Below are 25,408 nucleotides of genomic sequence, written 5' to 3'. Positions count from 1 at the left end.
TGGTTAGGCTGGGGTGAGGTCGGAAAGGTTCAGGGTGTAGGTAAAGACGCGTTCTCCATCCTTGTTTACCAGCTCGGCGCTCAGGCGGGCGGGTGTCACGGTGGAGTCAATGTCCATGATGAGAAACACGTGGGGTTCCACGGCGCTGCGAACGAGGTCCGGGTGGTACACATTCAGTAAGGCGATGGTGCTGCTGTGGATGGGGGAGGCGATGAACTGCATGAGGTCATAGCCCACGGTTTTTTGGGTGGGATACTTCAGCACGCGGCTGGCATGGATGTCCCCGCCGATGTAGATCACGCCTGGGATCTTGTGGTCGCCGATGAACTTCTCCAGCGCCTTGCGTTCGTGCATGTAGCTGCCCCAGTCATCCAGCTCCTTGTTCTCCTTGTCATCCCAGATCATGCCACAGGCCAGCAGCTTGAAGGTGGCGGTGGAGGCCAGAAGTTTTTTCTGGAGCCACTGCCACTGGGCCAGGCCTAACAAAGTGGGCTTCGTGGGACTAGCGTAAGACACGGCGGTCATGGTGAACCAGCGCGCATCGATCATGAAGACCTCCACGGGGCCATATCGGAAGCTGGTATAGATGCCTTCCTGGCCATCGCCAAAGGAGGCTTGCGGACGGTAACGAGTAAAGGCCAGCCGGCTGTTTTCCTTCCCCACGGCCAGGCCTGAGCTGTCATTTCCGGCAAAGTCATGATCATCCCAGGTCCACCAGCAGGGGCGGTTGCGCAGCAGTTCCTGATACTCCGGCACGGCGGCAAACTCCTGATGCCGCCGGGTCTGCACGGCCAGATCGGTACTGTCGATGTAGGGCGTGTCCCCGATGAGCACGACGGCATCCACCTTTTCTTCCGCCATGCGTTTCCACACGGCGCGGCTGCCAGCATCTTCTTTGGCACAGGAGCTGATGGCCAAGCGAACTTTGGTGGGAGTGGAGGCTGCGGGAGCGGTGGCAAAAACTTGGGCGTCGGCTGCTGCGAGGGGTTTCCCTCCTGCCAGTACACGATAACGATAGCGGGTGCCTGCCTCCAGGCCAGCGACCTGCCAGTGCAGACAGAGATCGTTTTCGGCCTTGGCCTGGGCTTTGACGCGTGTGGCTTCGCCTCCTGCCTCTGGGGTGACTTCCAGCACATACTCTCCGGCCACTTGGGCACGCATCCAAAGGATGCTGCTGTTCTCTTCGGTGTGCCCGACGATGGGGCCTAGCAGCGGCACCTCTTTCTGGCTTTCGCCTGTGGCTGAAAAGGCCGTTCCCGCCCCGAAAGCCAGAGCCGAGGTCACGAAGTCACGACGGTTCAGCGGCGACTCAATGGGGCGGTTTGGAGGTGTCATGACAGGTTAAACTTAGAGATCATATTGTTTCTTTCAAGAAACAATGTTGGCACATTAGAAAGTGAAGAACTTTGGGCATCTCTTCAAAACATAGGCCAGTCGGCTGACGGAACGGCCTAACCGATGACGGATTTACTGCTCAATACCGCCGTCCCAAAAACACGCACAGCACACGCGCATCCTTCGCCGTCTCATTGAAAAGTCGGTGATTGGTCTCTGCATCAAAATAGAGGCTGTCCCCGGCTTCCAGGTGATAGGTCTCCTGGTCGAATTCGAAGGCGACCTGGCCTTCCAGGACAAGCAGAAATTCTTCGCCTTCATGTGGCATGGCCTCCACACGGCCACCCCGGGCGGGGATGCGCAGTTCAAAGGGGTCCATGGCTCGGTCGGCACGCCGGTGGGCCAGGGATTCATAGTCAATGTTCGACTGGGTGCGGTCGCGCTCGATGAGCTTCCTTTCACCCCGGCGAACGATGCTGATCCGGGGGCGTGCATCCAGGCCATCTAGCAGCACGGAAAGCTTCACCCCAAGGGCTTCGCTGAGTTTGGCGAGAGTCGGCAGAGTGGGGGTGACGCGAAAGTTTTCCACCTTGGAAAGGATGCCTTTGCCGACCCCGGAAGCGGCGGCGACTTCATCCAGCGTCAGCCCCTTGTCGAGACGGGTTTGACGCAGGCGTTGGGCGAGTTCGACCAAGTTCATGATTTGGGGGCGGCGGGTTTTTGACCACCAATCATGACATCCACCTGCTGGCCCACATAGAGCTGTTTGCCCTGGGGAATTTGCAGTTCGTAGATGACCTGGAGAACACGGGTGTCCACGCGCTCTGTGCTGGCTCCGGTGAGGGATTGTTTGGGAATCACAAAAGGTTCGATGCGCACAAATTTCAGCGGGAAGGCTGTCTTGGAGTCGCCCTTCACATAAGCCACCGCGTCCTCATCCTTGCGCACCTGCATGGCATTCTGTTCATCCACATCGGCGCGGATTTGCAGCTTGTCCAGATCACCTAGAATCATGGCGGCCAGGCGGTTTTGAATGGAGGCGTATTCGCCTTCGCGGATGTTCACCTGAAGGATGGTGCCGGGTCGGGGGGCGCGGATGGTTAGGCGCTCGATGAGCAACTGGATCTGTTTCACATCGGCCTGGGCCGCAGCCAGGGAGGCCTCGGCGGAGCCCACCTGGGCCTGAGCCACGGTGAGGTCATTGGTGCGGTTGAGCACATCATCCTGGCTCACGGCGCGCTGGTCGGTGATGGATTTCAGGCGATCCAGATTGTCCTGCACCTTGAGCTTTTGGGCCAGGGCGACATCGAGCTGTGCCTGGTTCACCGCAATGGCGGCCTGGGCCTGGATGAGTTGGGCCTGGAGTTCGCGATCATCCAGTTGCAGCAAGGCATCGCCCTTATGCACCTGCTGGCTCACCTTCACCATGACCTTTGTCACCAGTCCGGCAATGGGGGTGCCGATGGCCACGTTTTCTTCGCGTGCCTCAATGATGCCCGTGGCGGCAAGCCGGGTGCCCACAGGTTTCTCCGGCGGTTTGACCGGCGGCGGAGGGATCACGGTGTCCTGGGCTCGGATCTGATCCAGCACCTGCGACATGCTGAACACGCCAAAGACGGCGACCGCGATGGTGCCATAACGGACGATGAGGGGGAAGATGTTCATGGAGGAAACCGGAAGCTGTCTCAGGATACGCCTCATCCTGAGCCAGGATCAAAAATCGGCAAGCTGGTGGTCATTACACCAGTAGTTAAACATCACAATGGCACGCGAGTTCCCTTGGGGAAAAGATAGTCTGCCCGTATGCTGGGCTTCATCTCAATCTGAAGTTCATCGAGGATCCGTTGGAACAATAACAAGGTTGGCTCCCGGTCAACCCCCGACCAGAATTTACACAGAGGGATGCAGAGCCTGCGTCGGTCAGCGAACAGCACCATCATGCTCGCGCCAGTTTCGATGCGGTCCACTTCGTTCCATTTCATGCTGTAGCGTCCTGACCTTGTCAAAACGTCCATCCCCGATGCCGAGATTGAGATGGGTCCGCTGAGCAACAAGATGGGAAATGATATCAACACAAAGAACAAGAACCCCACGGCCACGCCTGTCTCACCACTAAACCCGGCCCCCAGCGCCATGGCTAAAAAGAAGACGAAGCCGAACCAGCCTACGGATTGGAACATCCAAACGGAAACGCTAAAGGTTCGCTCTCCGTTTTGCTGAATCAGATCTGGGTTCATGCAGCATCAGTACCGAAGCCTCACCAAGCAGGTCAATGCACAAAATGAATCTCTGGCAAAACCCGCACAGCGCTTTCTTCTTTTGCCAAAGCTTGGCCAGCCCTCGCCACGCTCCAAAATGGCCTTTCCGCTCACTTGCCTGAAAGATCCTGCCATCGAGGGACGGCTTTCTCTGCTCACCATGACACGTTCTTTTATCGCTTCTTTTCTCCTTTTGCCCTCGCTGCTGGCGGCGGCGGATTCTGCGGATGTCATCATTTATGGCGGGAGTTCCGGCGGGATCACCGCAGCCATCCAGACGGCCCGCATGGGCAAGAAGGCGATCCTCATTGAGCCCACGCAGTTCCTCGGCGGCCTGACCACGGGCGGCCTCGGTGCCACGGACATCGGCAACAAGAAGGCCATCGGCGGCATGTCGCGTGAGTTTTATGCGAATGTCTTCAAGTTCTACAGCGATGCCGCCAAGTGGAAGCAGGAGACCCGCGAAGCCTACTACGCCCGCAAGCCGCATGGCAACACTGGCACTGAAGACACGATGTGGACCTTTGAGCCGCATGCCGCCTCTGAAATCTATGATGCGATGCTGAAGCCTGTGGCGGGCAGTGTGACGGTGGTCAAAGGCGAGCGCCTGGACCTCAAAAAAGGCGTGGTGAAGGACGGTGCCAAGATCACCAAGATCATCATGGAAAGCGGCCGCGAGTTCATCGGGCCGATGTTCATTGATGCGACCTATGAAGGCGACCTGATGGCCAAGGCGGGCGTGAAATACCACGTGGGGCGCGAGGCCAACAGCGTTTATGGCGAGCAACTCAACGGCGTGCAGGTGGCCCACAGCCGCAGCCACCAGTTCAACAAAAACGTGGACCCCTATGTGAAGCCGGGTGATCCCAGCAGCGGGCTGCTGCCAGGCATTGAAAAAGATCCGGGCGAAGAGTTCAGCGGCGACCGCAAGGTGCAGGCCTACAACTTCCGCATGTGCACCACGGATGATGCGGCGAACCGTCGCGACTGGGAAAAGCCGGAGAACTATGACGAGCGCATGTTTGAGCTGGCGCTGCGCAATGTCGAAGCAGGGGATGATCGCATCTCCTGGGCCCCGGCCTGGATGCCTAACCGCAAGACGGACACGAATAACAACCATGCCATCAGCACTGATTTCATCGGCGCGAACTGGGACTATCCAGAGGCGGATTATGAAACTCGCGCCAAGATCTGGAAGGCGCATGAAGACTGGCAGAAAGGGCTGATGTGGACCTATGCGCATCACCCGCGTGTGCCGAAGCACATTCAGGAAGCGTTTCAAAAGCTGGGCCTGGCCAAGGATGAGTTCACCGACAATAACAACTTCCCCCGCCAGCTCTATGTGCGTGAGGCCCGCCGCATGATCGGCGACTACGTGATGACCGAGAAGAACTGCAAGCGCCTGGAGATCGTACAGGACAGCATCGGCATGGGTGCCTACAACATGGACTCGCACAACATTCAGCGTTATGTCACGAAGGAAGGCTTTGTGCGCAATGAAGGCGATGTGCAGGTGCGCAGCCGCCCTTACCCCATCAGCTACCGCAGCATCCGCCCGAAGGCTGAAGAATGCACCAACCTGCTGGTCCCGATCTGCCTCAGCGCTAGCCACATTTCCTATGGCAGCATCCGCATGGAACCTGTGTTCATGGTCACCGGCCAGAGTGCTGCCACTGCGGCGGTGCATGCCATCGAGCAGGGCACGAGCGTCCAGGGAATTGACTATGAGAAGCTGAAGGCACGCCTGCTGCAGGATGGCCAGATGCTGGACTTTGAATCTCCGCCGATCCCTGAAGTCACCACCATTAAAAAAGACAGCCTTAAAGGCATCGTGGTGGATGATGCTGAGGCCGACCTCACCGGTTTTGACTCTGAAGGCAGCAGCACTCCTGGTTATGTCGAGCACGGCTATCGCCACGACAGCAATGAGAACAAAGGCAAGGCCCGCGCCCGCTTCACCCCGGCCCTGCCCAAGGCAGGCAGCTACGAGGTCTTCATCTGCTACAGCGCCCTCAGCAACCGTGCGGACAATGTGCCCGTGACGATTCACCATGCCGGTGGCGATGCCAAGATCGTGGTGAACCAGAAGAAGCTGCCTTCCGGCAAAAACGGCTTTCACCGCCTGGGCGCCTTCAAGTTTGAAGAAGGCAAATCAGGCTGGGTGGAAATCACCAACGAAGGGACCAAGGGCCACGTGGTGGTGGACGCCGTGCAGTGGCTGCCTGCGAAGTGAGCGGTAACCAACTTTAAATAAAAAGGGGGCCTGTGGATTCCACAGGCCCCCTTCTTTATGCCCTCGTTTACGGGGCTTTGATGTCCGGGTTGATCTTTTGCAGCGCCACCCAGAGCGCGGGGTCCTGAGGGTGGCCGTTGAAGAGGACCTGGCCACCTGGGGCGATGAGGATCATGCGCGGGATGCTTTCGATCTCGAGCTGCTTGGTGAAGGGGCGCTCGGCGGGCTCGATGAGCCAGGGGAAGGTGATTTCCTGTTCCTCGCGTACCTTGGCCGTGACGGCGGGGGCATTCTGATCATCCTTGTTCATGCCCGCGACGACGATGCCATGCTTGGAAAGGAGCTCGGCTTTCTTTTTCAGCTCGGGCATCAGCTTCATGCACGGTCCGCACCAGGAGGCCCAGAAATCCACGAGCAGGGCCTTCTTGTCACCGAGTTGGTCGGCCAGGGTGGTGGCCTCGCCATCGTGAGTGTTGATGACGAGGCTTAGGTCCACCTTCATGTTGGCCATCTTGGCTTCCAGGCGCTGTTTTTGGATGACCTGGGTGAAGATCTGGGCCTGGCCTGGATTCAGCCAGATGGCCTCGAGGATATTGGTCTTAAAGGCTCCGTCGTCCTTCTTGTTCTGAGCGATGATGGCCTTCGTGTAAGAGATGAAGGAGCGGATCTCATCGGCGGTTTTAAAACCGGAGGACTGGGTGGCATCGAAGTTCCCGGCGAGCACTTCCAGCTCGGGCAGCATTTTTTCCAGCCAGGCAGCGTCCTGGTTGCGCAGGCCCCAGACGAGCCGGGCCTCGATGATCTGCTGTCGGGCGATGCCGGCCATGCCCGCCTTTTTGGCCGTTTCTTCGAACTGGGCTTTGGTGGCCTGCGGATCAAAGAGGCGCTGCATCATTTCCTGGGGGCTGCTCGCCGCCTCCTGGGCAGACAAAGGGGCGCAGAGAAGGGCGGTGAAAAGAAGGGGGCGCAGGGGTTTCATGGACAGGAGAGATTACGTCAGTTAGGTGCAGATATGTCGAGCCGGTTTTCGCTTCCTTTCTTTCTCGTGGGCCCCACTGCCAGCGGGAAGTCGGCGCTGGCCGTGGCCCTGGCGGAAGAAATCGGCGGTGAGATTGTGAACGCGGATGCCTTCCAGCTTTATCAGGGGATGGATCTGCTCACGGCAAAACCTGCCCCGGAGGACCTTCGGCGCGTGCCTCATCACCTGTATGGAGTCCTGCCGCTGATGGAGGCCTGTGATGCGCAGCGCTATCGGGAGATGGCGTTGCCCGTGATTGCCGAAATCACCTCACGGGGCAGGGTGCCCATCATCGTCGGGGGCTCTGGCCTGTACCTCAAGGCGCTGTCTCATGGGCTGGCGCCGCTGCCGCCGACGGACCCGGAAGTGAGGGCCAGGGTGGCCGCCATGACGGCGGAGGAGGCGCGGGAACTGCTGCTGAAGCTAGACCCGCAGGCAGCGGACAATGTGCCGCTGGCAAATCCGCGCTACGTCAGCCGCGCCCTGGAAATCTGCCTGCAGACAGGCCAGCCGCAGTCCGCCCTGCGCCAGACCTTTGCACAAACCGAACCCGCAGGCTGCGGTGTGGTGCTGACCTGGGAGCGGGAGGTCCTGTATGCCCGCATCAATGCGCGGGTGCATACCATGCTGGCCGCCGGGCTGCTGGCGGAGGTGGCCGCACTGCCGCCCCTGGGCCTGACGGCGGAAAAGGCCATCGGGCTCCGCGAAATGCAGGCGCATCTGCGGGGCGAGCTGGCCCTGGATGGCGCGGTGGAGGCCATGCAGCAGGCCACACGCCGCTATGCCAAACGGCAGGCCACCTGGTTCCGCCGCGAGACGTGGCTGCAAACGATTTGCCTGGATGCGCAGTCCACGGTAGAGTCCGTGCTCAACCCCATCCTTGCTTCCTTTCCATGTCTGAAGTCCCCGCCGCCATCCAGTCCGTCGCCGTCAACCTAGGCTCGCGCAGCTACACGGTGCAGGTGGGGCGCGGCTTGCTGGCGGGCATCGGCCAGGAGGTGGCCACCCGGCTGCCGGAACGGAAAAGCTGCGCCGTCATCACCGACTCTAACGTGGCCCCGCTGTATGCAGAAACGGTGCTGGAAAGCCTGCGTGCCGCTGGCAAGACGGCCCATCTCATCACGGTGCCTGCCGGGGAGGCGAGCAAGTCGCTCATCAGCGCGCAGACCGTGTGCGGTGAAATGGTGCGGGCCGGGCTGGACCGGAAAAGTTTCGTCATCGCCCTGGGTGGCGGAGTCATCGGGGATCTGGGCGGCTTTTGCGCCAGCATTTTTCAGCGCGGCATTCCCTATGTGCAGGTGCCCACCACGGTGCTCAGCCAGGTGGACAGCAGCGTGGGGGGGAAGACGGGCGTGAACCTACCCGATGCCAAAAATATGGTGGGGGCCTTTCATCAGCCTGTGCATGTGATCGCCGATGTGGCGACGCTGGATTCCCTGCATAAGCGCGAGTGGAACGAGGGCTTTGCCGAGATCATCAAACACGCCTGCATCCGCGATGCCGCGATGATGGACCTCATCGAAGCCGTGGCGAAAGGGCAGGGGGATATGGCCGAACTGATCCGCCAGAACATCGCCATCAAGGCCGCGATTGTGGAGGCCGATGAGTTTGAAGCGAAAGGCCTGCGCGCCTTGCTAAATTACGGACACACCCTGGGGCACGCCATCGAGGCCGCCGCAGGCTACGGCACCCTGCTGCATGGGGAGGCCATCTCGCTCGGGCTGCGGGCGGCGGGCTGGCTGTCCGTGCAGAAAGCAGGGCTGCCGCCGAGTGACCATGAGCGCATGATCGCCCTTCTGCATTTGTTTGAGCTGCCCACCCGCCTGCCGGAAGGTTTCGATACGGCGGAACTCCTGCGCATCACCCGCATGGACAAGAAGTTCGAAACGGGCAAGATCCGTTTTGTCCTGCTGCCTCGCCTGGGCGATGCCTTTGTGAGTAGCGATGTGACGGAGCAGGACCTAATGCAGGCCCTGGACGAAGTTCGCCGTTAATGGACCAAAGGCGGGCTAGGCCTGCTGCTTGCTCCGGGTCTTGCGGGGAGCATTGGCGCGGGGGCGAAGGCGTAGCCGGGTAGCTGCCAGGGTCTGCTGAAGGGAGATGTTTTTCCTTTCGGCCTCGGCCAGCTTTTGTTCCAGTGCGGCCAGCTTGCCGTCATCCAGGGCAGGCAGGGCTTCAGAGATGTCTGGGGCCGGGGCAATGGGGGATTCAAGCTCAGGCGTTTCCGGGGCAGGGGGGCTTGCCGCTACTTCGGGACCGCCGAGATCTGGCATGGGGCTCACGGGGGCGACAGGCGCTGTCAGGCCACCATCATTGCCACTTGCCGGTGGGCGGGGGCTGCCCAGCAGAGATTCCAGATGCAGGATGCGGGCCTTAGCGGAGGGCAGCTCGATGCACATGTCCTTGGCCAGTGCCAGGGCGGTTTGTAGTTCGTACTCGCGCCGGGTGGATTGGGCCAGGAGGTCGTTGAAGCGTCTTTCCTCCACCCCTAGCTGGTCGCTGGCCATGTGGCGGAAGAGGTCAAACTGGCGCTGCATTTCCACTCGCCAGGCATTGGATTCCTGGCGCACGGTCAAGAGGTCCTTTTGCTGCAGGACGATCTGCTTTTCCAAGGCATCCTTGTTTTTCAGCAGACGTTCTTCCACGCGGCGGAGCAGCCATAGCCGGACCATGGCGGCCACGAAAAGCCCTGCCATCAAAGAAATGGCAAGGATGTAGATCTGTTTTTCAGCGAGGCTCAGCATTGGGGTCCGATGCAAGCAGTTGCCAAACCAAGAGGCAACACTTCAATGCCTGAATCGCAATAATTTCTGCTAAAGACACGTCATCCTTTGAAAGTCAGGAGCTTCTAATCGTCTGACATGAGTCTGAGTCGAAATCTGAGTTGGAATGCAGAGGGTTCACCCTTAGGTTGCTCTCTCGACTTCAAGGTGTTACACTCTTCCTTACATTTTTACTATGTGAACGGAAACGCCGTTGACGGAAACAGGCTGCTCATTTAGCATATTTAATAATCAAAATTGACTCTCAATTTTTAACTAATTATGGCCAAACTGGTAATCATTGATGACGAAGCAGCCATCTTGGAGCTGATGAGCAAGCTTTGCCGTGCGGCAGGCCACACGGTTTTCGGGTGCACCACTGGCATTGACGGCATGGCGGCCATCCGTAGCCAGCAGCCTGATCTTGTCATTGTGGATTTGCGGATTGGCGATGTCAATGGGTTGGATCTGGTGAGCATGTGCAAGGAGCAGTTCCCCAGCACGGCGGTCATCATGGTGACGGGTCATGGCACGGTAGAAACAGCCGTGGAGGCCATGCGCCTGGGCGCCTTTGATTATCTCACTAAGCCTTTTGATCTCGGGGATCTGATTAAAACGGTAAACCAGGCTTTAAATCGGAACAATGTTTCTACAGCGGTCACTAACTCCATTTTGGGCAGCTCCGCCACCGTGCGAAGCGCAGCATCCTCAAAATTGATCGGCCACAGCGAAGCGATCCAGCGCATCTTTGAGATTGTGCGCCGGGTGGCAGACAATGACAGTCCCGTACTCCTGGAGGGGGAATTTGGCGTAGGGAAACACATGGTCGCCCGGGCTTTGCACGAAGCCAGCCGCCGAGGCGCAGCCCCTTACAAAGAACTGCAGTGCAGCGCCATGCCAGAAGAGGCGCTGGAGTCGGAGCTTTTTGGCCACACCAACGGTCAGGGCGGCATTTTCAGCCGGGCTAGCGGCGGCACCGTCCACTTGGCGGAAGTGCATGTGCTGCCTGCCCGCATCCAGGCGCAGTTGAACACCTTTTTGGACGAAATGCAGGCCCGCCGCAGCGCGTGGAGCAACAGCAACGGTTCCGATTTCCGCCTCGTGGTCAGCACGACCATCTGTCTGGAAGAGGCCTCGAAAAAGGGCACCTTCCGCGAGGACCTGTATTACAAGCTCTCCGTGGTTCCGCTGAAGATTCCGCCGCTGCGCGAACGCCGCGAGGACATCAAGCCCCTGGTGGATCATTTCCTCAAAGAACTCACAGACCGCACCGATTCACGCGCCAAGACCATGGATGCGTATGCGCTGGAGTTCCTGGAGAAGTATCCGTGGCCCGGCAACATCTCCGAACTGCGCAATGCGGTGGAGCGTGCCTGCGCCTTTGCTGAAAACGACCGCATCCGCCCGGCAGACCTGCCAACGAAGGTGACGCAGCAGATCGAGGTGCCCACCACCTCCTCCGCAGGTGGCATCACCCAGTTGCCTATCGGCTCCACTCTTGATGATTTCATCCGTGGCCAGGAGCGCCTTTTCATCCAGGAGACGCTGAAGTACAACAACGGCTCGCGCGAAAAGACCGCCTCCATGCTTGGGGTTAGCATCGCCACGCTCTATCGCAAGATGGGGCTGAATGTGGACCGCAAGACCACGGCGTAGGGCACGGCCCTGATAAAAGAAAGCGGCCTGGGGCATCGGTCACCTCCTCTTTGGGGTGGATCAAAAGGAGTGCATGGGTTTCCATGCCATCCAGCCTTTATGCCTGCTGCGATTTGACAATTGAATGAAAGCCCTGGCTTCAGGGTCTATGGATTATCTCATGAAACGCCGTCTTTTTCTTGCTTCCCTTGCCTTCGCCTCCACCGCCTTTGCCCAGGAGAAGCCCACCCCCACTGCTGAGGAAATCCTCGGCCTGGTGCGCCGTAGTTACGCCATGCAGGACCACAGGATGACCGGCAAGCTGCGCGATGATGACACGGGCAAGGAAGAGCCGCTGGAGTTGACGCTGACGAAGTCGGTGATGCGCTTCCGTTTTGCCAGCGAGCCACCAGAAATCATTCACCTGGATCTCACCACCACACCGGCCACTCTCTGGCAGGTGAAGTCGGGAGGCAGCAGCCAGGTGCCTCTGAGAAATGGGGCCGATCCGGTGCGCGGCATGGACTTTAACTACGAAGACCTTTCCCAGCGCTTTCTCTACTGGAAGAACGTGAAGCTGATGGATGCCAATGCCCGCCTCACCACCGCCCGCATCAAATGCTGGCTCGTCCGCGTGACGGCACCGGATGTCAGCGGCCCGTATTACACGGTGGACCTCTGGGTGCACCAGGACAGCGGCGGGGTGGCCAAGATGGAGGCCTACAACAAGGGCGGCAAGCTGGTGAAGCGCTTTGAAGTCTCCAAAGTCTGGAAAGTCGGCGGTGCCACTGCCCTGCGCGAGATGCGTGTGCAGTCCTTCAATCCTCTGAACGGTGACCGCAAAGGCATGACCTACATGACGATGGACAAGCCGGAGAAGCAGTAAGGCGAAACGAATTTCAAAGAGCCTGCCCGTGATTCAGCGGGCAGGCTTTTTTTGTGCGCGGTTCTTTTCGGAAAAGAACTTGGCAGGGCTGCTGTGCACGCTATTTCAGACGGTCCGCGTGCCTGACTCGTTTCCTTTCCCCCAGCTCTGGTCTCAAGTGCGCCGCAAATCCTGGATGTGGCTTTTCAAGCGGCAGCAGATCGAGGCGGCGACGAAGTGGGTGCGGTTCCATGCGAAGGTGAATGCGGTGGCCATCGTCAGTGCGCAGGAGCTGGAAATGGCCGGTGCCGTGGGCCGCAGCGACCTCACGCATGAGGAGGCCCGCCTGCGCCTGAAGCTAGCGGCGAACGGGGATCTGCATCTCACGACGGAGTGCAGCTGCCATGCGGGATCGCTGTGCGAACATGCCGCCGCCCTCATGCTCCTGTGCGAGGTGGAGGCCGGTCGCCAGCACATCGAAAAGATCGCCCGACCCGGCAGCAGCACCGTGGGGGCCCAGGCACCGGGGGGCACGGCCAGTGGGGCGGATGATGCGGTGCAGGTGGACAATGACAAACCGCGCCCGCAACTGCGCCTGCGCCGCCTCACGGTGGTGCGGCCCCAGATGAAAATCGGCCGTAGCCAGCCCATTCAGGAGCGCATCAGCATCGGCGTGGCAGAGCTCTTCGTTAGCTATGAGGGCTGTGCAGAGACGTTCCAGCTTCCGGGTCGCCAGTCGGGGGCACGTTGGCGGGGGGAGGATGGCCGCACCTGGGCGCTGACGAGGAATGTACGGGTGGAGCGCCTGCTGCTGACGGACCTCGTGCGGTCCCGGTTGATGCCCCTGATGCAGGCGATCCCGGACGCCAGTGCGGAGGAGTCCCTGGTGCCGTTTTTCACCATGTGCGACCGGGATCAGGCACTGCATTGGTCGCAGTTTTTGCGGGATGAGGTGCCGCTTTTGCAGGCCGAAGGCTGGGAGGTCGTGATAGCCCCCGATTTTGGTTTCAGCATCCATGAAGCCGGGGAAGAAGCCTGGTTTACGGATGTGGAGGATGAGGCTGGCAATCATGACAGCTTCTCCCTGGATCTGGGGGTGAATGTGCAGGGCGAGCGCATCTCCCTGGTGCCGCTGCTGGTGGACTGCATCGACCGCGGCCTGACGACGGCGGAGCTGGAAGCGAACCTGGACGAGCTGTACCTCATCGCCCTTCCTGGGGCTGGCAATCCGGTGCTGGCCGTGCCGGCGCGGCGTCTGCTGGTGCTGCTGCGGTTTCTGGATGAGTTGCTGGCCACCCGGGCTGCGCGCAAGGGCGGGCGGCTGCATTTGGACAAGCTGCGGGCGGCTCAGCTAGCCAGTCTGGATGGGTTGCCCATCCGGGTGCCAGCCGAACTGGCCGCGCTGAAGGACCGCCTTCAAGGCTTCACCGAAATGTCGCAGGTGGCGCTCCCGGTGGGCCTGCGGGCTGCGCTGCGGCCTTACCAGCATGAGGGGCTGAGCTGGCTGCAGTTCCTGCGTGAATTTGGCCTGCATGGGGTGTTGGCGGATGACATGGGGCTGGGCAAGACTTTGCAGACTCTGGCTCACCTGCTGCTGGAAAAGGAGGCGGGCCGCATGGACCGGCCCTGCCTCATCCTGGCCCCCACCTCTGTGCTGCGAAACTGGGCGCGGGAGGCGGCCAAGTTTGCCCCGGACCTGCGGGTGCTGCTGCTGCATGGGGATGACCGCCGCAGCGACTTCCGCCGCATCAGCCGTTATGATCTGGTCATCACTTCTTATCCTTTGCTGGTGCGGGATGCGGATTACCTCCGTCCCGTAGAGTGGCACGTCGTCGCGCTGGATGAGGCGCAGCACATCAAGAACCCGAAGAGCAAGGTGGCCCAGGTGTGCAGCACGCTGAAAAGCCGCCATCGGCTTTGCCTCACGGGCACGCCCATCGAAAATCATTTGGGCGAGCTCTGGAGCCTCTTCCAGTTCCTCATGCCGGGCATCCTGGGCGATGCGGATTTCTTCCGCAGCTACTACCGCACCCCGATTGAAAAGGAGGGCGATGCCGAGCGCCAAAAGCAACTGGCCGCCAGGCTCCAGCCCCTGCTGCTGCGCCGAACCAAAAGTGCGGTAGCCAAGGACCTGCCGCCGAAGACCGAGATCCTGCACACCATCGAGCTGGGTAAGGCGCAGACGGACCTGTATGAGACCATCCGCGCGGCCATGGACCAGCGGGTGAAGGAGGCCATCTCCGCCCAGGGGCTGGACCGCAGCCAGATCATCGTCCTGGATGCGCTGCTGAAACTCCGCCAGGTGTGCTGCCATCCGCAGCTCCTAAAAATGGAGGCCGCGCAAAAGATGGCCGAATCGGCCAAGACCGCCTACCTCATGGAGGATTTGCTGCCGGAGCTCATTGATGAAGGGCACAAGGTGCTCATCTTTTCCCAGTTCACCCAGATGCTGGCCATCATTGAGGAGCAGCTCAAAGCGGCGCGCATTTCGTTTGTGAAACTGACGGGCGACACCCAGGACCGCGAGACGCCCATCCGTCGTTTCCAGGCAGGGCAGGTGTCCGTTTTCCTCATCAGCCTGAAGGCAGGCGGGGCCGGGCTGAACCTGACCACGGCGGATACCGTCATCCACTACGATCCCTGGTGGAACCCGGCTGCGGAGGCCCAGGCGAGCGACCGTGCACATCGCATTGGCCAGACCAAGCCGGTCTTCATCCACAAGCTGATTTGCCAGGGAACCATTGAGGAGCGCATCGTGGAAATGCAGAAAAGCAAGGCTGCCCTCATTGAGGGATTGCTGACAGGGCGCACGGAGAAGCTGCGCCTGACCCAGGAGGACATTCAGCGGCTGCTGGAGGCCTGATCCGGTCCCCAAGTTTTTTGCTGGTCGTTTTCACGCCCTTTGGTTAAAAAGGCCGGGATGATTGAAATCGAAGTTTATGCCCGAGGCCTCCGCGCGGAGTCCCGACTGCTGGAGTTGCGCGGCCAGATGGACCTTTTCCCTCAAGTCCGTTACAAGGTGGATGCCCACCACGACCTCGTTTATTTCGAGATGGATGAGGCCGGTACCGTCACCCTGAGCCAGCTCATGGAGGTCTTCACCAACATCAGTCTCGAGCCCCGTCTGGTAGGGCAGGTGCCAGAGGCGCTGCAGTGAGGTGCCGCAGGGCATGCCGCCTAACAAAAAGTGTCCCTCACGCATACGCCTGAGGGACACGGGATGAAGGGAGGCAGGGCCTGCTGCGGGCAGGGGCTAGCGCCGTACGCCGGGTGGCGGTGTCACGGCCTTGGGCGTGCTGCTGCGGCGGAACATGCGGGAGAAAAAGCCCTGCTTCTGCTGTGCTGCGCTCTCCAGTTGTTCCACCTCTTTGGCTTCGCTGATACGAGGGGCCTGGACGTCCACATTTTCCGGGAAGCGCTCGGCGGCATCGGCGCCGACCTGGGTGCGGAAGTCTTCGCGCAGGGAGGTGTTGCGCAGGGAAAGGTTGTCCGTCACCACCTTGGGCTGGATGAAGATGATGAGCTCGCTGCGGGAGTTGCTGTCCTTGTTGTCCTTGAAGAGATTGCCCACGCCAGGGATGCGGCTGAGGAAGGGCACGCCGTTGGTGTCCTTTTTGTTCTGCTCGGAAATGAGGCCGCCGAGGACGATGGTGTTGCCATCAGGCACGGTGACGGTGGTGACGATCTGCTCCGTGCCGATGATGGGGATGTCGTTAGGCTCCACGCGCTGCGTGCCGATGACGGTGTCATTGACCTGGGCGATGGTGAGGGAGACTTCGCCATCTTCGTTGATCAGCGGCACGACTTCCAGCTTCAGCACCACGTCCCGGTACTCGATGGTCGTGGTGACATTGTTGCCATTGTTGTTATTGCCGTTCGTGCTGGTGAGGGTCTGCGAGGGCACGGGGATGAGCTGCCCGGAGGTGATGGAGGCCTTCTTGTTGTTGAGGGCAAAGACGCTGGGGCGGGAGAGCACCTTGAAGCGGTTGGTGGTCTCCAGCGCGGTCACAAAGATCTCCAGGCTGTCGCCCACGGAGCCGTAGAGATTCAGTCCCTGGGCAGGGCCAAAGGCATTGGTGATGGCGTTGTTGCGGAGGTCACCGACAGCGTTGGTAAGGGCATCGCGGGTGAAGACGCTGCCGGCGCTGAAATTCGTGCCATCCTTGTTGTTAAGCGCGCTCAGGTAATCAATGCCGAATTCAAAGCCGTCACCGAGGGTGAGCTGGCCGATGACGGTGGAAAGGTACACCTGGGAAGGTTTGCGGTCCAGCTTGTCCAGCAGGCCGTTGACCTTATCGATGGCCTCCTTGCGGCCCATGACGAGGATGGAGTTTGCCATTGGGTCCGCCACCACGCGGGTCTTGCCCACCAGCACGGAGATGGGGGCATTGTCTTCAGTGGGGGCCTGGATGAGGTCTGCACGGGAGGAACCGGCGGAGGTGGCGGTGGCCGTATCGTCTGAGGTGGAGCCGCTGGTGGCCAGGACCTGGCCGCCACGGGTGCCGGTGGTGGTTCTGCCGGTGAGGAGCTGGCTGCTGCTGCTGGCCAGGGGCTGCGTGCGCTGCTGCTGGATGGTGCCGCCACCGGGAAGCTGGACAGTGCCGCCGGTGTTCGTATCTTGAAGGAGATCCGTGATGGCGCTGAGCACGTCCACCGCAGCGGCATACTTCAGTTTGCGTTCATACGGCTCATCCACTTGCAGGGGTTTGTCGAATTCGGCAATCAAGCTGGCGATGTAGGTGTAGTCTTCTGGGGAAGAGACGACGAGGATCTGATTGAGCCGGGTGTCTGCCACCACTTGGGCGCTGGGCATGGGGGCCTTGGCCCCGCCCTGCACCACCTGGCCATTGATGATCATGGGCTGCTGGGAGCGGTTGTTGTTGCTGTTGTTATTGTTGTCATCGCGCCGCTCTTCGCGGTTGCGGCCATCGCTGGCGGCATTGCCACGGATGGTGTTCACGCCTTTGGTTTCCTTTTCCTGGGCCTGCGCTGTCAGCGTGGCCTGGATGATCTGGGCAATGGTGGCCGCCTCAGCATATTCGACAGGGATGAACTTGGTGACCAGGGAGGAGCCGGTATCGCCCACGTCAATCGCCTCGCGGATGCTGATGAGCTGCTTGATGACGGTGCTGCTTTCCGTGAGCAGGAGGCCGGGCGGCATGAGCACCGGAGTGATGCGGCCATAGACGCTGAGACCAACGTGACCGGAGAGCATGGTGGCTGCTTCTTCGGGGTCCAGGTAATCCAGCTTCATGAAGTAGGAGATGATGGTTTCCCCATCCGGCAATTCCTTGGCGGAGGTGTAAAAGCGCACACCGTGGGAGAACTGCACCGCATTGGCGCTCTGATTGCGCGCAGGCAGGATGCGGGCGCTTTTGCCATCGGGCTCCATGACGATGGCATAACCATTGGTTAGCAGGGTGGCCTCGATGAGTTTCACCGCTTCTTCCTTGCTCACGGAGCGGGGCGTGGCCAGGCTGACGGGGGCGCCGTCGTTGAAGATGTTGGTGTCCTTCACCAGGGTGATGTTGGTCAGCAGCTCATAGATGCTGAGCATGTCCGCCACGGGGTTGTTGGGGAACTGGAGGACGTATCGGTCCCCCTCCATGCGGATGGTCTGGGCCAGGGTGCTCTGGATGTTTTCACCGCCAGGGCCGCCTGCACCTGCAGGGCCGCCCGTGGTGCCGCCAAAGCCGCCTTCACCGGGACGACGACGACCGCCAAAACGACCACTGCCGGGGCCAAAGCCGCCTTCGCCAGGAGGGCCAGGCGGGCGTGCGCCCTCGGGCGGTGCCACCGGGGCATCGCTGCCTGCGGGTGGCGGCGTGGTGGGTGCGGGAGTCGGCAGAGGTGCAGGGTCGGCATCCTGGGCGCTGAGGGTGCCTGTGATGAGCAGCAGGGCGCTCAATGACCGGAGGGAGTGGGGACGGAGCCGGGAGAGGAACATGAAGAAAGTTTGGGGCTGGGGCAAAGGTGGATGCGGAAGGGGGCTAGGCCTGGGGCGCGGGCATGCGGCACATGAGGTTAGGCGGGAAGGGGGGCGGGGTTACTTGCGGCCCTTGTCCTCTTTTTCGATGTCCTCAAAGGTCTTGCGCATGATGTTGCGCTTCTCCTCATCAGGCGCGTTGCGGAATTTCTCATCACTGAATTTGGATCGCATGGCGTCGCGCAGTTTTTCACGGGCTTTTTCGGAAAGGGATTCGTAGCGTTTGCGGTCCTCCTCGGACGGGCCACGCGAGCTGCCCCGGAAGCGTTCGCCACCGGAGGAGGAGCCACGGTCAGAACGTTGCTCGGGCGATTTGGCATCGGCCTTCATGTCCTTGGCGGTGAGGGCGGCGTAACGCACGCTGACGACCTCCCCGCCGATGCTGATGCGGGCCTGGCTGCGGGTGATGTCCGGGGCGGGCAGGGCCTCCTGCAGCGTCCAGCCCTGGAAGTTCGGCTCGGAGCCGACGATGAAGGACTGTTTGCTCTCCATGTTAAACACCGTGACCACGGGCTTGCCATCAATGTAGGCGATGCCGGTGAGCACGAGGTTGTCCGACATGTTCACCATCCGTGTGAAAGGGGAGGTGGTGATGACGGAGGAAAGGGTGGCGGGATCAAAGGCCTGCGGCAGGTCCGGGTCCGGCTCGGCAGCTAGCAGGGCCGCAGAGGGCAGCAGCACAGAGAGGCGGAGCAGATGGGAAGTCTTCATGAGCTGTGAGGAGGCGGGTTTACAGACCGATTTCAGGCTTGAACCACCGGGCGAGCGTGAGGTTGCAGACGACTTGTGGCGTCTTTTCGCGTGAGCGGGTGTCTATTTCCACCTCCAATTGGCGCACGGCCTGGAACTTCTCGGGCGATTGTAGAGTGGCCAGCCACCGGAGGATGGTGATCTGATCTCCCCGCAGGCGTACGGAGACGGTGACCTCGCGATAGTTTTCGTTAGGCGCAGCCAGCGGCGGAAGGGTGGGCTGTTCGGTCGTAAAGCCGTACTCCAGGGCTTGGTTTTGCAGGTCTTCCAGAAGCTGCCCTTGCGCGCGGCCCAGGCTTTCCGTGGCGGGCATCTTTTCCAGCAGCCAGCCCCGGCGCTTTTCCCAAAACTCCCGATCGGCCATCCAGGTGTCGTTTTCACTCTTTTGGGTCTGCAATGTGGCGATCTTTTTCAGGGCCACGCTGCGCCGCCCCAGGAAGGTATTCACCAGGATGGCGAAGACCATGAAGACCAGCACGCCCACACAGGCGAGCAGCAGGTTCTTTTCACGCGATGTCAGTTTTTGGGCCATTCGGTCAAAGGGGGATGGGGGCGGTTACTGCAACTTGCCCTGCGCACGGAACTGGGCGGCCTTTTCGCGCACGGTGGGCTGGGGTTTGGTCCATTTATAAAGGCCCAGCGTCTTGTGCTTTTGCAGGTCTTCGACAAACTGGAAGGCCATCTGGGCATCCCGGGCCTCGCCCCGGATGTCGATCTCGGTGTCCTTGATTTCGTACTCGCGGATGACGATGCCGCTGGGGGGCATGAGTTTGGTGATCTCTGCCAGGAGGACCATGGGGTAGCGTTTCGGCTCGATGGCCGGGGCCAGGGCCTTCCAGCGTTCGACGGTTTTCTTCACCTGGCTGGCTGGTTCCGCCGTGGCCTCCACCGCCGCTTCCAGCTCGGCAGCCGTGCGTTCCTGCAGACGCAGGTAGGCAAAGGCGCAGAAGGCGAGGGCGACGAAAAGCAGGGAGCCGAGGATGCCAAAGCGGGTCAGTTTGCCCCGGCGGGCGGCATTGTTCTGGGCCTGGCGCACGGTGAGGGGCAGCAGGCGCGGCCAGGTGCGGGTGTCCAGGTCCGCATTGGGCGGCAGGTGGGGCAGGATCTTGGCGGGCAGATCCGTGAGGCTGGTGAGCTGCTCCGCCTGCCCGCGCTCCCAGGAAGTTCCCACCAGGGTGATGCCGGTGATGCCGCCCACGCCGAGGTCCTGTTCCAGCGCCAGCCGGGAGAGCTGGATCTCCTGCGCGATTTCCTCTGCCGGGGCGGTGGCCGGGGCGAAAAGGTGGCTGTGGTAAAGTTTGCCCTGATAGTTGGCCGCCAGGACGAGGGAGCCGTGCTCCTCGGTGATGATGAGGCTGCCGTTGGGCAGCGTCAGCAGGCGCAGGGCGGCGGTGTAGTCGGAGGCCTGGGGCAGGGCCAGATCCTGGGGGAAGGGCTCGGCCAAAATGTCCACGCTCACGGTGGCCACGGAGGCGTTTTGGGTGAGCAGGTGCCAGCGGAAATTGCGCTGCGCACCGCCCTCCAGCTTCAGCCCTTTGCGGTCGAGCTGGGTGATGATGATCTGCTCCAGGATCTCGTGGTCGGCATTGGGCAGCACGAGGCCGACGGTGCGGCAGGCGGTGGCGGGCAGGCCCACCATCAGCGGTTTTCCCTGGCTGGAGACGGAGGCCGGAGTCTCCACGGCCTCACCGCCGCTGGTGCTCCGGGGTTTCCAAACACGCCAGGTGGCATCAGGGGAAGGGAGCAGGAGGGTGGTGGCGGCAAACGACATGCAGTGGGGCTTTAACGTGCGAAGCGGCGAGGAGTTGCGGGGAAAGTCAGCGGCAGCGCGATTCCTGACCACGGGCCATTCCGCCAGGGGCCGGGAGGCGTGGCAAGGATGAAAATGAGGCGGGGGCCCTGTTTAATGCGGCAGGGGCCAGCGGGATGGGGCAGCCGGGGGCAAAAAGGAATCTGCCCTTGCCGTCCGGCCTGGGCTTTTCATCATGAGGGCAGACCCAATCACCCATGAAAGCCCTCGTCCTCACCGCCCCTTGCGAATTCAATTATGACACCAGCTTCCCTGATCCTGCCCCGAATGCAGGGGAAGTGCTGGTGAAGATCAAGGCCTGCGGCATCTGCGGCAGTGACATCCACGGCATGGACGGCCGCAGTGGCCGCCGCCAGATGCCCATCGTCATGGGGCATGAGGCCGCCGGGGAAATCACGGAAGTGGGCGCTGGCGTGACCGACTGGAAAGTGGGCGACCGCGTGACCTTCGACTCCACCGAATACTGCGGCGAGTGCGAGGAGTGCCAGGCGGGTTACGTCAATCTTTGCCCGGACCGCAAGGTGCTGGGCGTGTCCCCTGGCAGCTACCGCCGTCACGGCTGCTTTGCCGAAAAGATCGTCCTGCCTACCCGCATCCTGTACCGCATCCCGGAATCGCTTTCGTTTGAAAAGGCCGCCTTTGCGGAGCCTGTGGCCATCGCCCTGCACGCGGTGAATCTGGCGGATGGCATCGAAGTCGGCGAGGCCTTTGCCGAAGAGTGTGAAGAAGGCGACTGCGGGAGCTGCGGCGAAGGCTGCGGACATGACCATGCGGCTGGCGAAGGCCACGACCACGGTGCTGAAGAAATCCGGGGCGGTATCGCCGTCGTTGTCGGTGCCGGTCTCATTGGCTTGCTGGTCATCCAGGCCCTCAAGGCCCGTGGCTGGGAGCGCGTGATCGCGGTGGATCTGGACGACAAGCGCCTGGAACTTTCCAAGACCCTGGGGGCCGACGATGCCTTCAACGCCAAGCAAGAAAACCTGGCCATGCACCTGCGCGAAATCACCGGCGGTGATGGTGCCGATGCCAGCTTTGAAGTCGTGGGTGCCGGGGCCCCGGTGGACCTCGCCGTGCGCTGCGTGCGCAAAGGCGGCCAGGTTATCCTGGTGGGCAATCTGCAGGCCTCCATCCCGTTCCCGCTTCAGGAAGTCGTCACCCGCCAGATCACCCTGCGCGGCTCCTGCTCCTGCGCTGGCGAATATCCGGAAGCCATCCGCCGCATCGAAGACGGCAGCATCCAGGTGGAGCCCCTGCTGAGCGCTGTGGCCCCGCTGGAAGAAGGCGCAGGCTGGTTCAAGCGTCTCTATGACAACAAGGAAGGCCTGCTGAAAGTCGTGCTGAAGCCGGAGTAAGCCGCTCCGGTGGCTTACCGTATGGACGGCGCCGATTCATTACTTGTGGTTATGCTGCGCCGTCGCATAACCGGGTGCCGTCCGTAATCCTACCATTAAGCAGACGGCGCGCCCAGTGGCATGGCGACGGGCTGGGGCTTGCGGCCTAGGATGCGATTCACGATACGGCCCAGATCATCCACGGCCAGGTAGCACAAGGGGACGAGGAAGAGGGTGATCACGGTGGCAAAGAGGCTGCCGTAACCCATGGACACGGAAACGGGGGTGAGGAACTGGGCACTGGTGGCCTGGGCAGCACGGTTGTCACCGAAGATGGCGGTGAGAATGTGGCTGATGCCGGGAGGCGAGTTTTCAATGAGGTTGCCGAATTCAAACATCAGCGGCATGAGGCCCACGAAGGTGGTGATCTGGGTGAGGAAGATGGCACGGAAGCGACTTCGCCCGCCCTCCTGCACGGCATATTTCAGGTCGCCCGTCTCATCCCGGAGCTGGTTGATACGGTCCACCAGCACGAGGGTGTCATTCACGATCACGCCGGTGACGGCCAGCATGCCGCAGACGCTCATGCTGCTGACGGGCATGCCATGGAAAAGATGGCCGATCACCGCCCCCACAATGCCGAAGGGCACCACCAGCATGACGATGAATGGCTGGGTGTAGCTTTTGAAGGGGATGGCCATCATCGCATACATGCCCAGGGTGATGATGCCCAGCGCCCAAAGCCCCGCATCGGCCCCCTCTCGCTGGGCGCGTGCTTCGCCCTCAAAGCTCCACTGGATGTGGGGATGAGTGGCCATCAGGTCACGAACGAAAACCTCCACGTCTGCGCGCACCTTGGCAGGGTCGGTGGTGGATTTGTTAACGTCGGCGGTGATGTTCATCGCGCGGCGGCGGTCCACCCGCCGGATGCTGGTGAAGCTCTTACCCACCTTCGCTTCGGCCACGCGAGAAAAGGGAATCTCCAGGCCGGTGGCGGTGCGCACGCGCATGGTCTCCAGGGTCGCCAGGTTTTTGCGGTCGTTCTTCGGGTAACGCAGCATCACCTTCACTTCATTGCGGCCACGCTGGATGCGTTGCACCTCGTTGCCGTAAAAGGCCTGGCGCACCTGCTGGGCCAGATCGCTCACCGTTACGCCAAAGGACTGTGCCTCGGGTTTGAGCCGGAGCTGGATTTCATTGCGGCCGCTGTCCAGCGAGTCGGTGATGTCAAACACACCTGCATAGGTGGCGAGGTGGGCTTTGATCTTGTCGGAAATGTCCAGCAACTCGTCCGGATCGGTGCCGGTCAACTGGAGGTCCACAGGATCACCACTGCGGATGATTTCGGCCCGGAAATTCAGTTCCTCCGCGCCCACGATGTTGCCGATCCGCTTTCGCCAGTCGGCAGCCATGTCCACGGTGTTCACCTTCAGGCTGCGCTCTTCGGGGCCGTAGGTTTCGATGTTGATCTCCCCGACGTGGGAGCTGCCCGTGCTACCGCCGCTACCCCAGGTGAGGCGCGTGGTGCCGGTGGTGGCCAGGATGGCACGGATGACGGGCTTGCCGTCCGGGCCCACGTACTCCTTTTTCATCTGCTCCGCGATTTCATACATCCGCTGGATGTGGCCGTCCGTGACCTCAAAGGGGGTGCCGTCCAGCATGGTCAGCTTGGCCTCGATGCGCTCACTCTGGACACGCGGGAAAAAGATCCACAGGATGCGGCCGCTGAAAAAGAAACCGCAGAGGATGACGAGACCGCCAAAGAAAGCCGCCAGGGCGGTGTAGCGGTGATGCACACACCAGCGCAGGGCAGGCCGGTAAAAAGTGTCCACAAACTTCCGCAAGGTGCGCTCCGACCAGCGGTGCACCGGCCCCAGGATGTCTGAGGCCCCGCTGAGACCCGGCACCGGATGCGCCAGGTGGGAGGGTAGGATGATCTTCGTCTCCACCAGCGCGATCAGCATCACCAGGATGAAGACGATGGCGATGGGCTTGAACATCATCAGGAAATCGCTGGCCCCGAAGGCCATGGGCAGGAAAGCGATGACGGTGGTGAGCACGCCAAAGGTAATGGGCACCGCCATCTCCTTGGTCCCCTGCACCGCCGCATCCATTGCGGACATGCCGCGCTGTCGCAGGGTGTCCACATGCTCAGAAATGACGATGGCGTCATCCACCACGATGCCCAGGACGAGGATGAAACCGAAGAGCGAGGACAGATTGATGGCGATGTCAAAATACGGCATCAGCGCGATGGCCCCCATGAAGCTGGCCACCATGCCCACGGCCACCCAAAACACCGCATCCAGCCGCAGGAAAAGGCCCACGCAGAGGAAGACCAGAATGAGGCTGCTCTGAGCATTCTGGATCAGCAGGCTGATGCGTCCTTTGACGATCTTGGAGCGGTCATTCCAGAATTCGATCTGCACGCCGTCCGGCATCCGCTTCTGGGCCGTGGTGATGTATTCCTTCACCGACTCGGCGATGTTGATGGCGTTTTGGCCGCCCTCGCGCATCACGTTCACCACCACGCAGCGTTTGCCATTCAGCCGGGCCAGCAGCGGGTTTTCGTTAAAGCCATCCTGAATGACGGCGATCTCGCCCAGCGTCAGCTTGGTGCCGTCCGGACGGGTGAGGATGACCACCCGGGCATAGTCCTCCCCGGTGTAGGCGCGGCCACGGGTGCGAATGGAAACATCGCCCGCCTCGGTCTGCACCACACCCGCCGGCAGGTCCAGCGCACTGCCACGGATGGCCTGGCTGACGCGCTCCAGGTTCAGGCCATATTTACGCAGGGTGGCCTCCGGGATCTCGATCCCAATCTCGTAAGGCCGCACGCCGGAAAGACCCGCGTGGGTGATGCCCGGCAAGGCGGAGATCTCATCGCGGATCTGTTCCCCCAGGCGGCGCAGATCGGCCTCGGCCATGTCCGCCGCCACGGCCACGGTGATGACGGAGTGGAAGTTGTCATCGAGCTGGATGGTGGGCTTCTCCGCCAGCTCCGGCAGATTGGGAATGGCATCCACACGGATCTTGATATCGTCCAGCACCTCGCGGGGATCCTTGCCTTCCTCCACCTCGATCACGACAGTGCCGCCGCTGGAGGAAGCCGTGGAATTGATGTGCTTGATGCTGCCCACCTGCTGGATGGCCTCCTCGATCTTCAGCACGATGCTTTCCTCCACCTCCTCAGGTGCGGAGGCAGGATAAGGCACAGTCACGGAAATCATGCGCGAGGGCATGTCCGGAAAGACCTCCAGCGGGATGCGGTCGGAAGCGAGAGTCCAGATGCCGGCGATGATCGCCCCCAGCATGAGGAGATTGGCAGCGACATGGTTGCGGGCAAACCAGGAGATCATGAAAAAGAGGAGAAGATGAAGAACAAACGATGAGCCGAGCGCCCAGGTTGCCCGAAGCCGACAGCG

At 61.2% G+C, this 25,408-nt stretch carries 19 protein-coding genes; 8 read left to right on the top strand and 11 right to left on the bottom strand.

What is annotated here, in order from left to right:
• Nucleotides 1–3: 3 nt before the first annotated feature.
• The 4 genes from ABEB25_RS20235 to ABEB25_RS20220 form a co-directional block, all read right to left on the bottom strand.
• The gene (locus tag ABEB25_RS20235; protein WP_345738258.1) at nt 4–1,335 is read right to left on the bottom strand and encodes an alkaline phosphatase D family protein; all 1,332 of its coding nucleotides are present in this window, start codon (nt 1,333–1,335) and stop codon (nt 4–6) included.
• Nucleotides 1,336–1,474: 139 nt separating this feature from the next.
• A complete protein-coding gene (locus ABEB25_RS20230) occupies nt 1,475–2,035 on the bottom strand; it encodes a cupin domain-containing protein (protein WP_345738257.1) in 561 nt (186 codons plus the stop codon).
• Nucleotides 2,032–3,000, bottom strand: a complete 969-nt coding sequence (locus tag ABEB25_RS20225; RefSeq protein WP_345738256.1) for an efflux RND transporter periplasmic adaptor subunit — start codon at nt 2,998–3,000, stop codon at nt 2,032–2,034. The genes ABEB25_RS20230 and ABEB25_RS20225 overlap by 4 nt, the downstream gene beginning before the upstream one ends.
• 92 nt (nt 3,001–3,092) lie before the next feature.
• On the bottom strand, nt 3,093–3,572 hold the full coding sequence (locus ABEB25_RS20220; RefSeq protein WP_345738255.1) for a hypothetical protein: 480 nt from the start codon (nt 3,570–3,572) through the stop codon (nt 3,093–3,095).
• Between the two features lie 181 nt (nt 3,573–3,753).
• On the opposite strand from ABEB25_RS20220, the gene ABEB25_RS20215 reads away from it, so the two are divergent.
• Complete coding sequence (locus tag ABEB25_RS20215) at nt 3,754–5,826, top strand: FAD-dependent oxidoreductase (RefSeq protein WP_345738254.1); 2,073 nt, start codon at nt 3,754–3,756, stop codon at nt 5,824–5,826.
• 67 nt (nt 5,827–5,893) lie between these two features.
• Here ABEB25_RS20215 and ABEB25_RS20210 read toward each other — a convergent pair whose 3' ends face one another.
• Complete coding sequence (locus tag ABEB25_RS20210; RefSeq protein ID WP_345738253.1) at nt 5,894–6,805, bottom strand: TlpA family protein disulfide reductase; 912 nt, start codon at nt 6,803–6,805, stop codon at nt 5,894–5,896.
• A 66-nt stretch (nt 6,806–6,871) separates the two neighbouring features.
• On the opposite strand from ABEB25_RS20210, the gene miaA reads away from it, so the two are divergent.
• Nucleotides 6,872–7,783 (top strand): tRNA (adenosine(37)-N6)-dimethylallyltransferase MiaA, encoded by a 912-nt coding sequence (gene miaA / locus ABEB25_RS20205; protein ID WP_345738252.1) that lies wholly within the window; start codon nt 6,872–6,874, stop codon nt 7,781–7,783.
• Nucleotides 7,738–8,838, top strand: a complete 1,101-nt coding sequence (gene aroB / locus ABEB25_RS20200; protein ID WP_345738251.1) for a 3-dehydroquinate synthase — start codon at nt 7,738–7,740, stop codon at nt 8,836–8,838. The genes miaA and aroB overlap by 46 nt, the downstream gene beginning before the upstream one ends.
• A gap of 15 nt (nt 8,839–8,853) precedes the next feature.
• Here aroB and ABEB25_RS20195 read toward each other — a convergent pair whose 3' ends face one another.
• The gene (locus ABEB25_RS20195) at nt 8,854–9,588 is read right to left on the bottom strand and encodes a hypothetical protein (RefSeq protein ID WP_345738250.1); all 735 of its coding nucleotides are present in this window, start codon (nt 9,586–9,588) and stop codon (nt 8,854–8,856) included.
• 300 nt (nt 9,589–9,888) lie between these two features.
• Here ABEB25_RS20195 and ABEB25_RS20190 point away from each other — a divergent pair, with 300 nt between their 5' ends.
• The 4 genes from ABEB25_RS20190 (at nt 9,889) to ABEB25_RS20175 (ending at nt 15,263) form a co-directional block, all read left to right on the top strand.
• Nucleotides 9,889–11,262, top strand: coding sequence for a sigma-54-dependent transcriptional regulator (locus ABEB25_RS20190; protein ID WP_345738249.1), 1,374 nt, complete (start codon nt 9,889–9,891; stop codon nt 11,260–11,262).
• Nucleotides 11,263–11,422: 160 nt separating this feature from the next.
• A complete protein-coding gene (locus ABEB25_RS20185; protein ID WP_345738248.1) occupies nt 11,423–12,127 on the top strand; it encodes an outer membrane lipoprotein-sorting protein in 705 nt (234 codons plus the stop codon).
• 118 nt (nt 12,128–12,245) lie between these two features.
• Nucleotides 12,246–14,969 carry a DEAD/DEAH box helicase gene (locus tag ABEB25_RS20180; RefSeq protein WP_345738247.1) on the top strand — a complete coding sequence of 908 codons (2,724 nt, stop codon included), beginning with the start codon at nt 12,246–12,248 and terminating at the stop codon, nt 14,967–14,969.
• Between the two features lie 57 nt (nt 14,970–15,026).
• Complete coding sequence (locus tag ABEB25_RS20175) at nt 15,027–15,263, top strand: hypothetical protein (RefSeq protein ID WP_345738246.1); 237 nt, start codon at nt 15,027–15,029, stop codon at nt 15,261–15,263.
• A 96-nt stretch (nt 15,264–15,359) separates the two neighbouring features.
• On the opposite strand, the gene ABEB25_RS20170 is transcribed toward ABEB25_RS20175, so the two are convergent.
• The 4 genes from ABEB25_RS20170 to ABEB25_RS20155 form a co-directional block, all read right to left on the bottom strand.
• Nucleotides 15,360–18,053: a secretin N-terminal domain-containing protein gene (locus tag ABEB25_RS20170; protein WP_345738245.1), complete on the bottom strand. Its 2,694-nt coding sequence runs from the start codon at nt 18,051–18,053 to the stop codon at nt 15,360–15,362.
• A gap of 99 nt (nt 18,054–18,152) precedes the next feature.
• Complete coding sequence (locus tag ABEB25_RS20165; protein ID WP_345738244.1) at nt 18,153–18,803, bottom strand: hypothetical protein; 651 nt, start codon at nt 18,801–18,803, stop codon at nt 18,153–18,155.
• A 19-nt stretch (nt 18,804–18,822) separates the two neighbouring features.
• Nucleotides 18,823–19,374 (bottom strand): hypothetical protein, encoded by a 552-nt coding sequence (locus ABEB25_RS20160; protein WP_345738243.1) that lies wholly within the window; start codon nt 19,372–19,374, stop codon nt 18,823–18,825.
• 24 nt (nt 19,375–19,398) lie between these two features.
• Nucleotides 19,399–20,613: a hypothetical protein gene (locus tag ABEB25_RS20155; RefSeq protein WP_345738242.1), complete on the bottom strand. Its 1,215-nt coding sequence runs from the start codon at nt 20,611–20,613 to the stop codon at nt 19,399–19,401.
• Nucleotides 20,614–20,849: 236 nt separating this feature from the next.
• Between ABEB25_RS20155 and ABEB25_RS20150 the strand changes: the two genes are divergently transcribed.
• On the top strand, nt 20,850–22,004 hold the full coding sequence (locus ABEB25_RS20150) for a galactitol-1-phosphate 5-dehydrogenase (RefSeq protein ID WP_345738241.1): 1,155 nt from the start codon (nt 20,850–20,852) through the stop codon (nt 22,002–22,004).
• Between the two features lie 95 nt (nt 22,005–22,099).
• Here ABEB25_RS20150 and ABEB25_RS20145 read toward each other — a convergent pair whose 3' ends face one another.
• Nucleotides 22,100–25,342 carry an efflux RND transporter permease subunit gene (locus ABEB25_RS20145; protein WP_345738240.1) on the bottom strand — a complete coding sequence of 1,081 codons (3,243 nt, stop codon included), beginning with the start codon at nt 25,340–25,342 and terminating at the stop codon, nt 22,100–22,102.
• Between the last annotated feature and the right edge of the window lie 66 nt (nt 25,343–25,408).

Origin of the sequence: Prosthecobacter algae, assembly GCF_039542385.1 — a bacterium.
GTDB lineage: Bacteria > Verrucomicrobiota > Verrucomicrobiia > Verrucomicrobiales > Verrucomicrobiaceae > Prosthecobacter > Prosthecobacter algae.
This window is presented reverse-complemented; position numbering and strand designations above follow the sequence as displayed.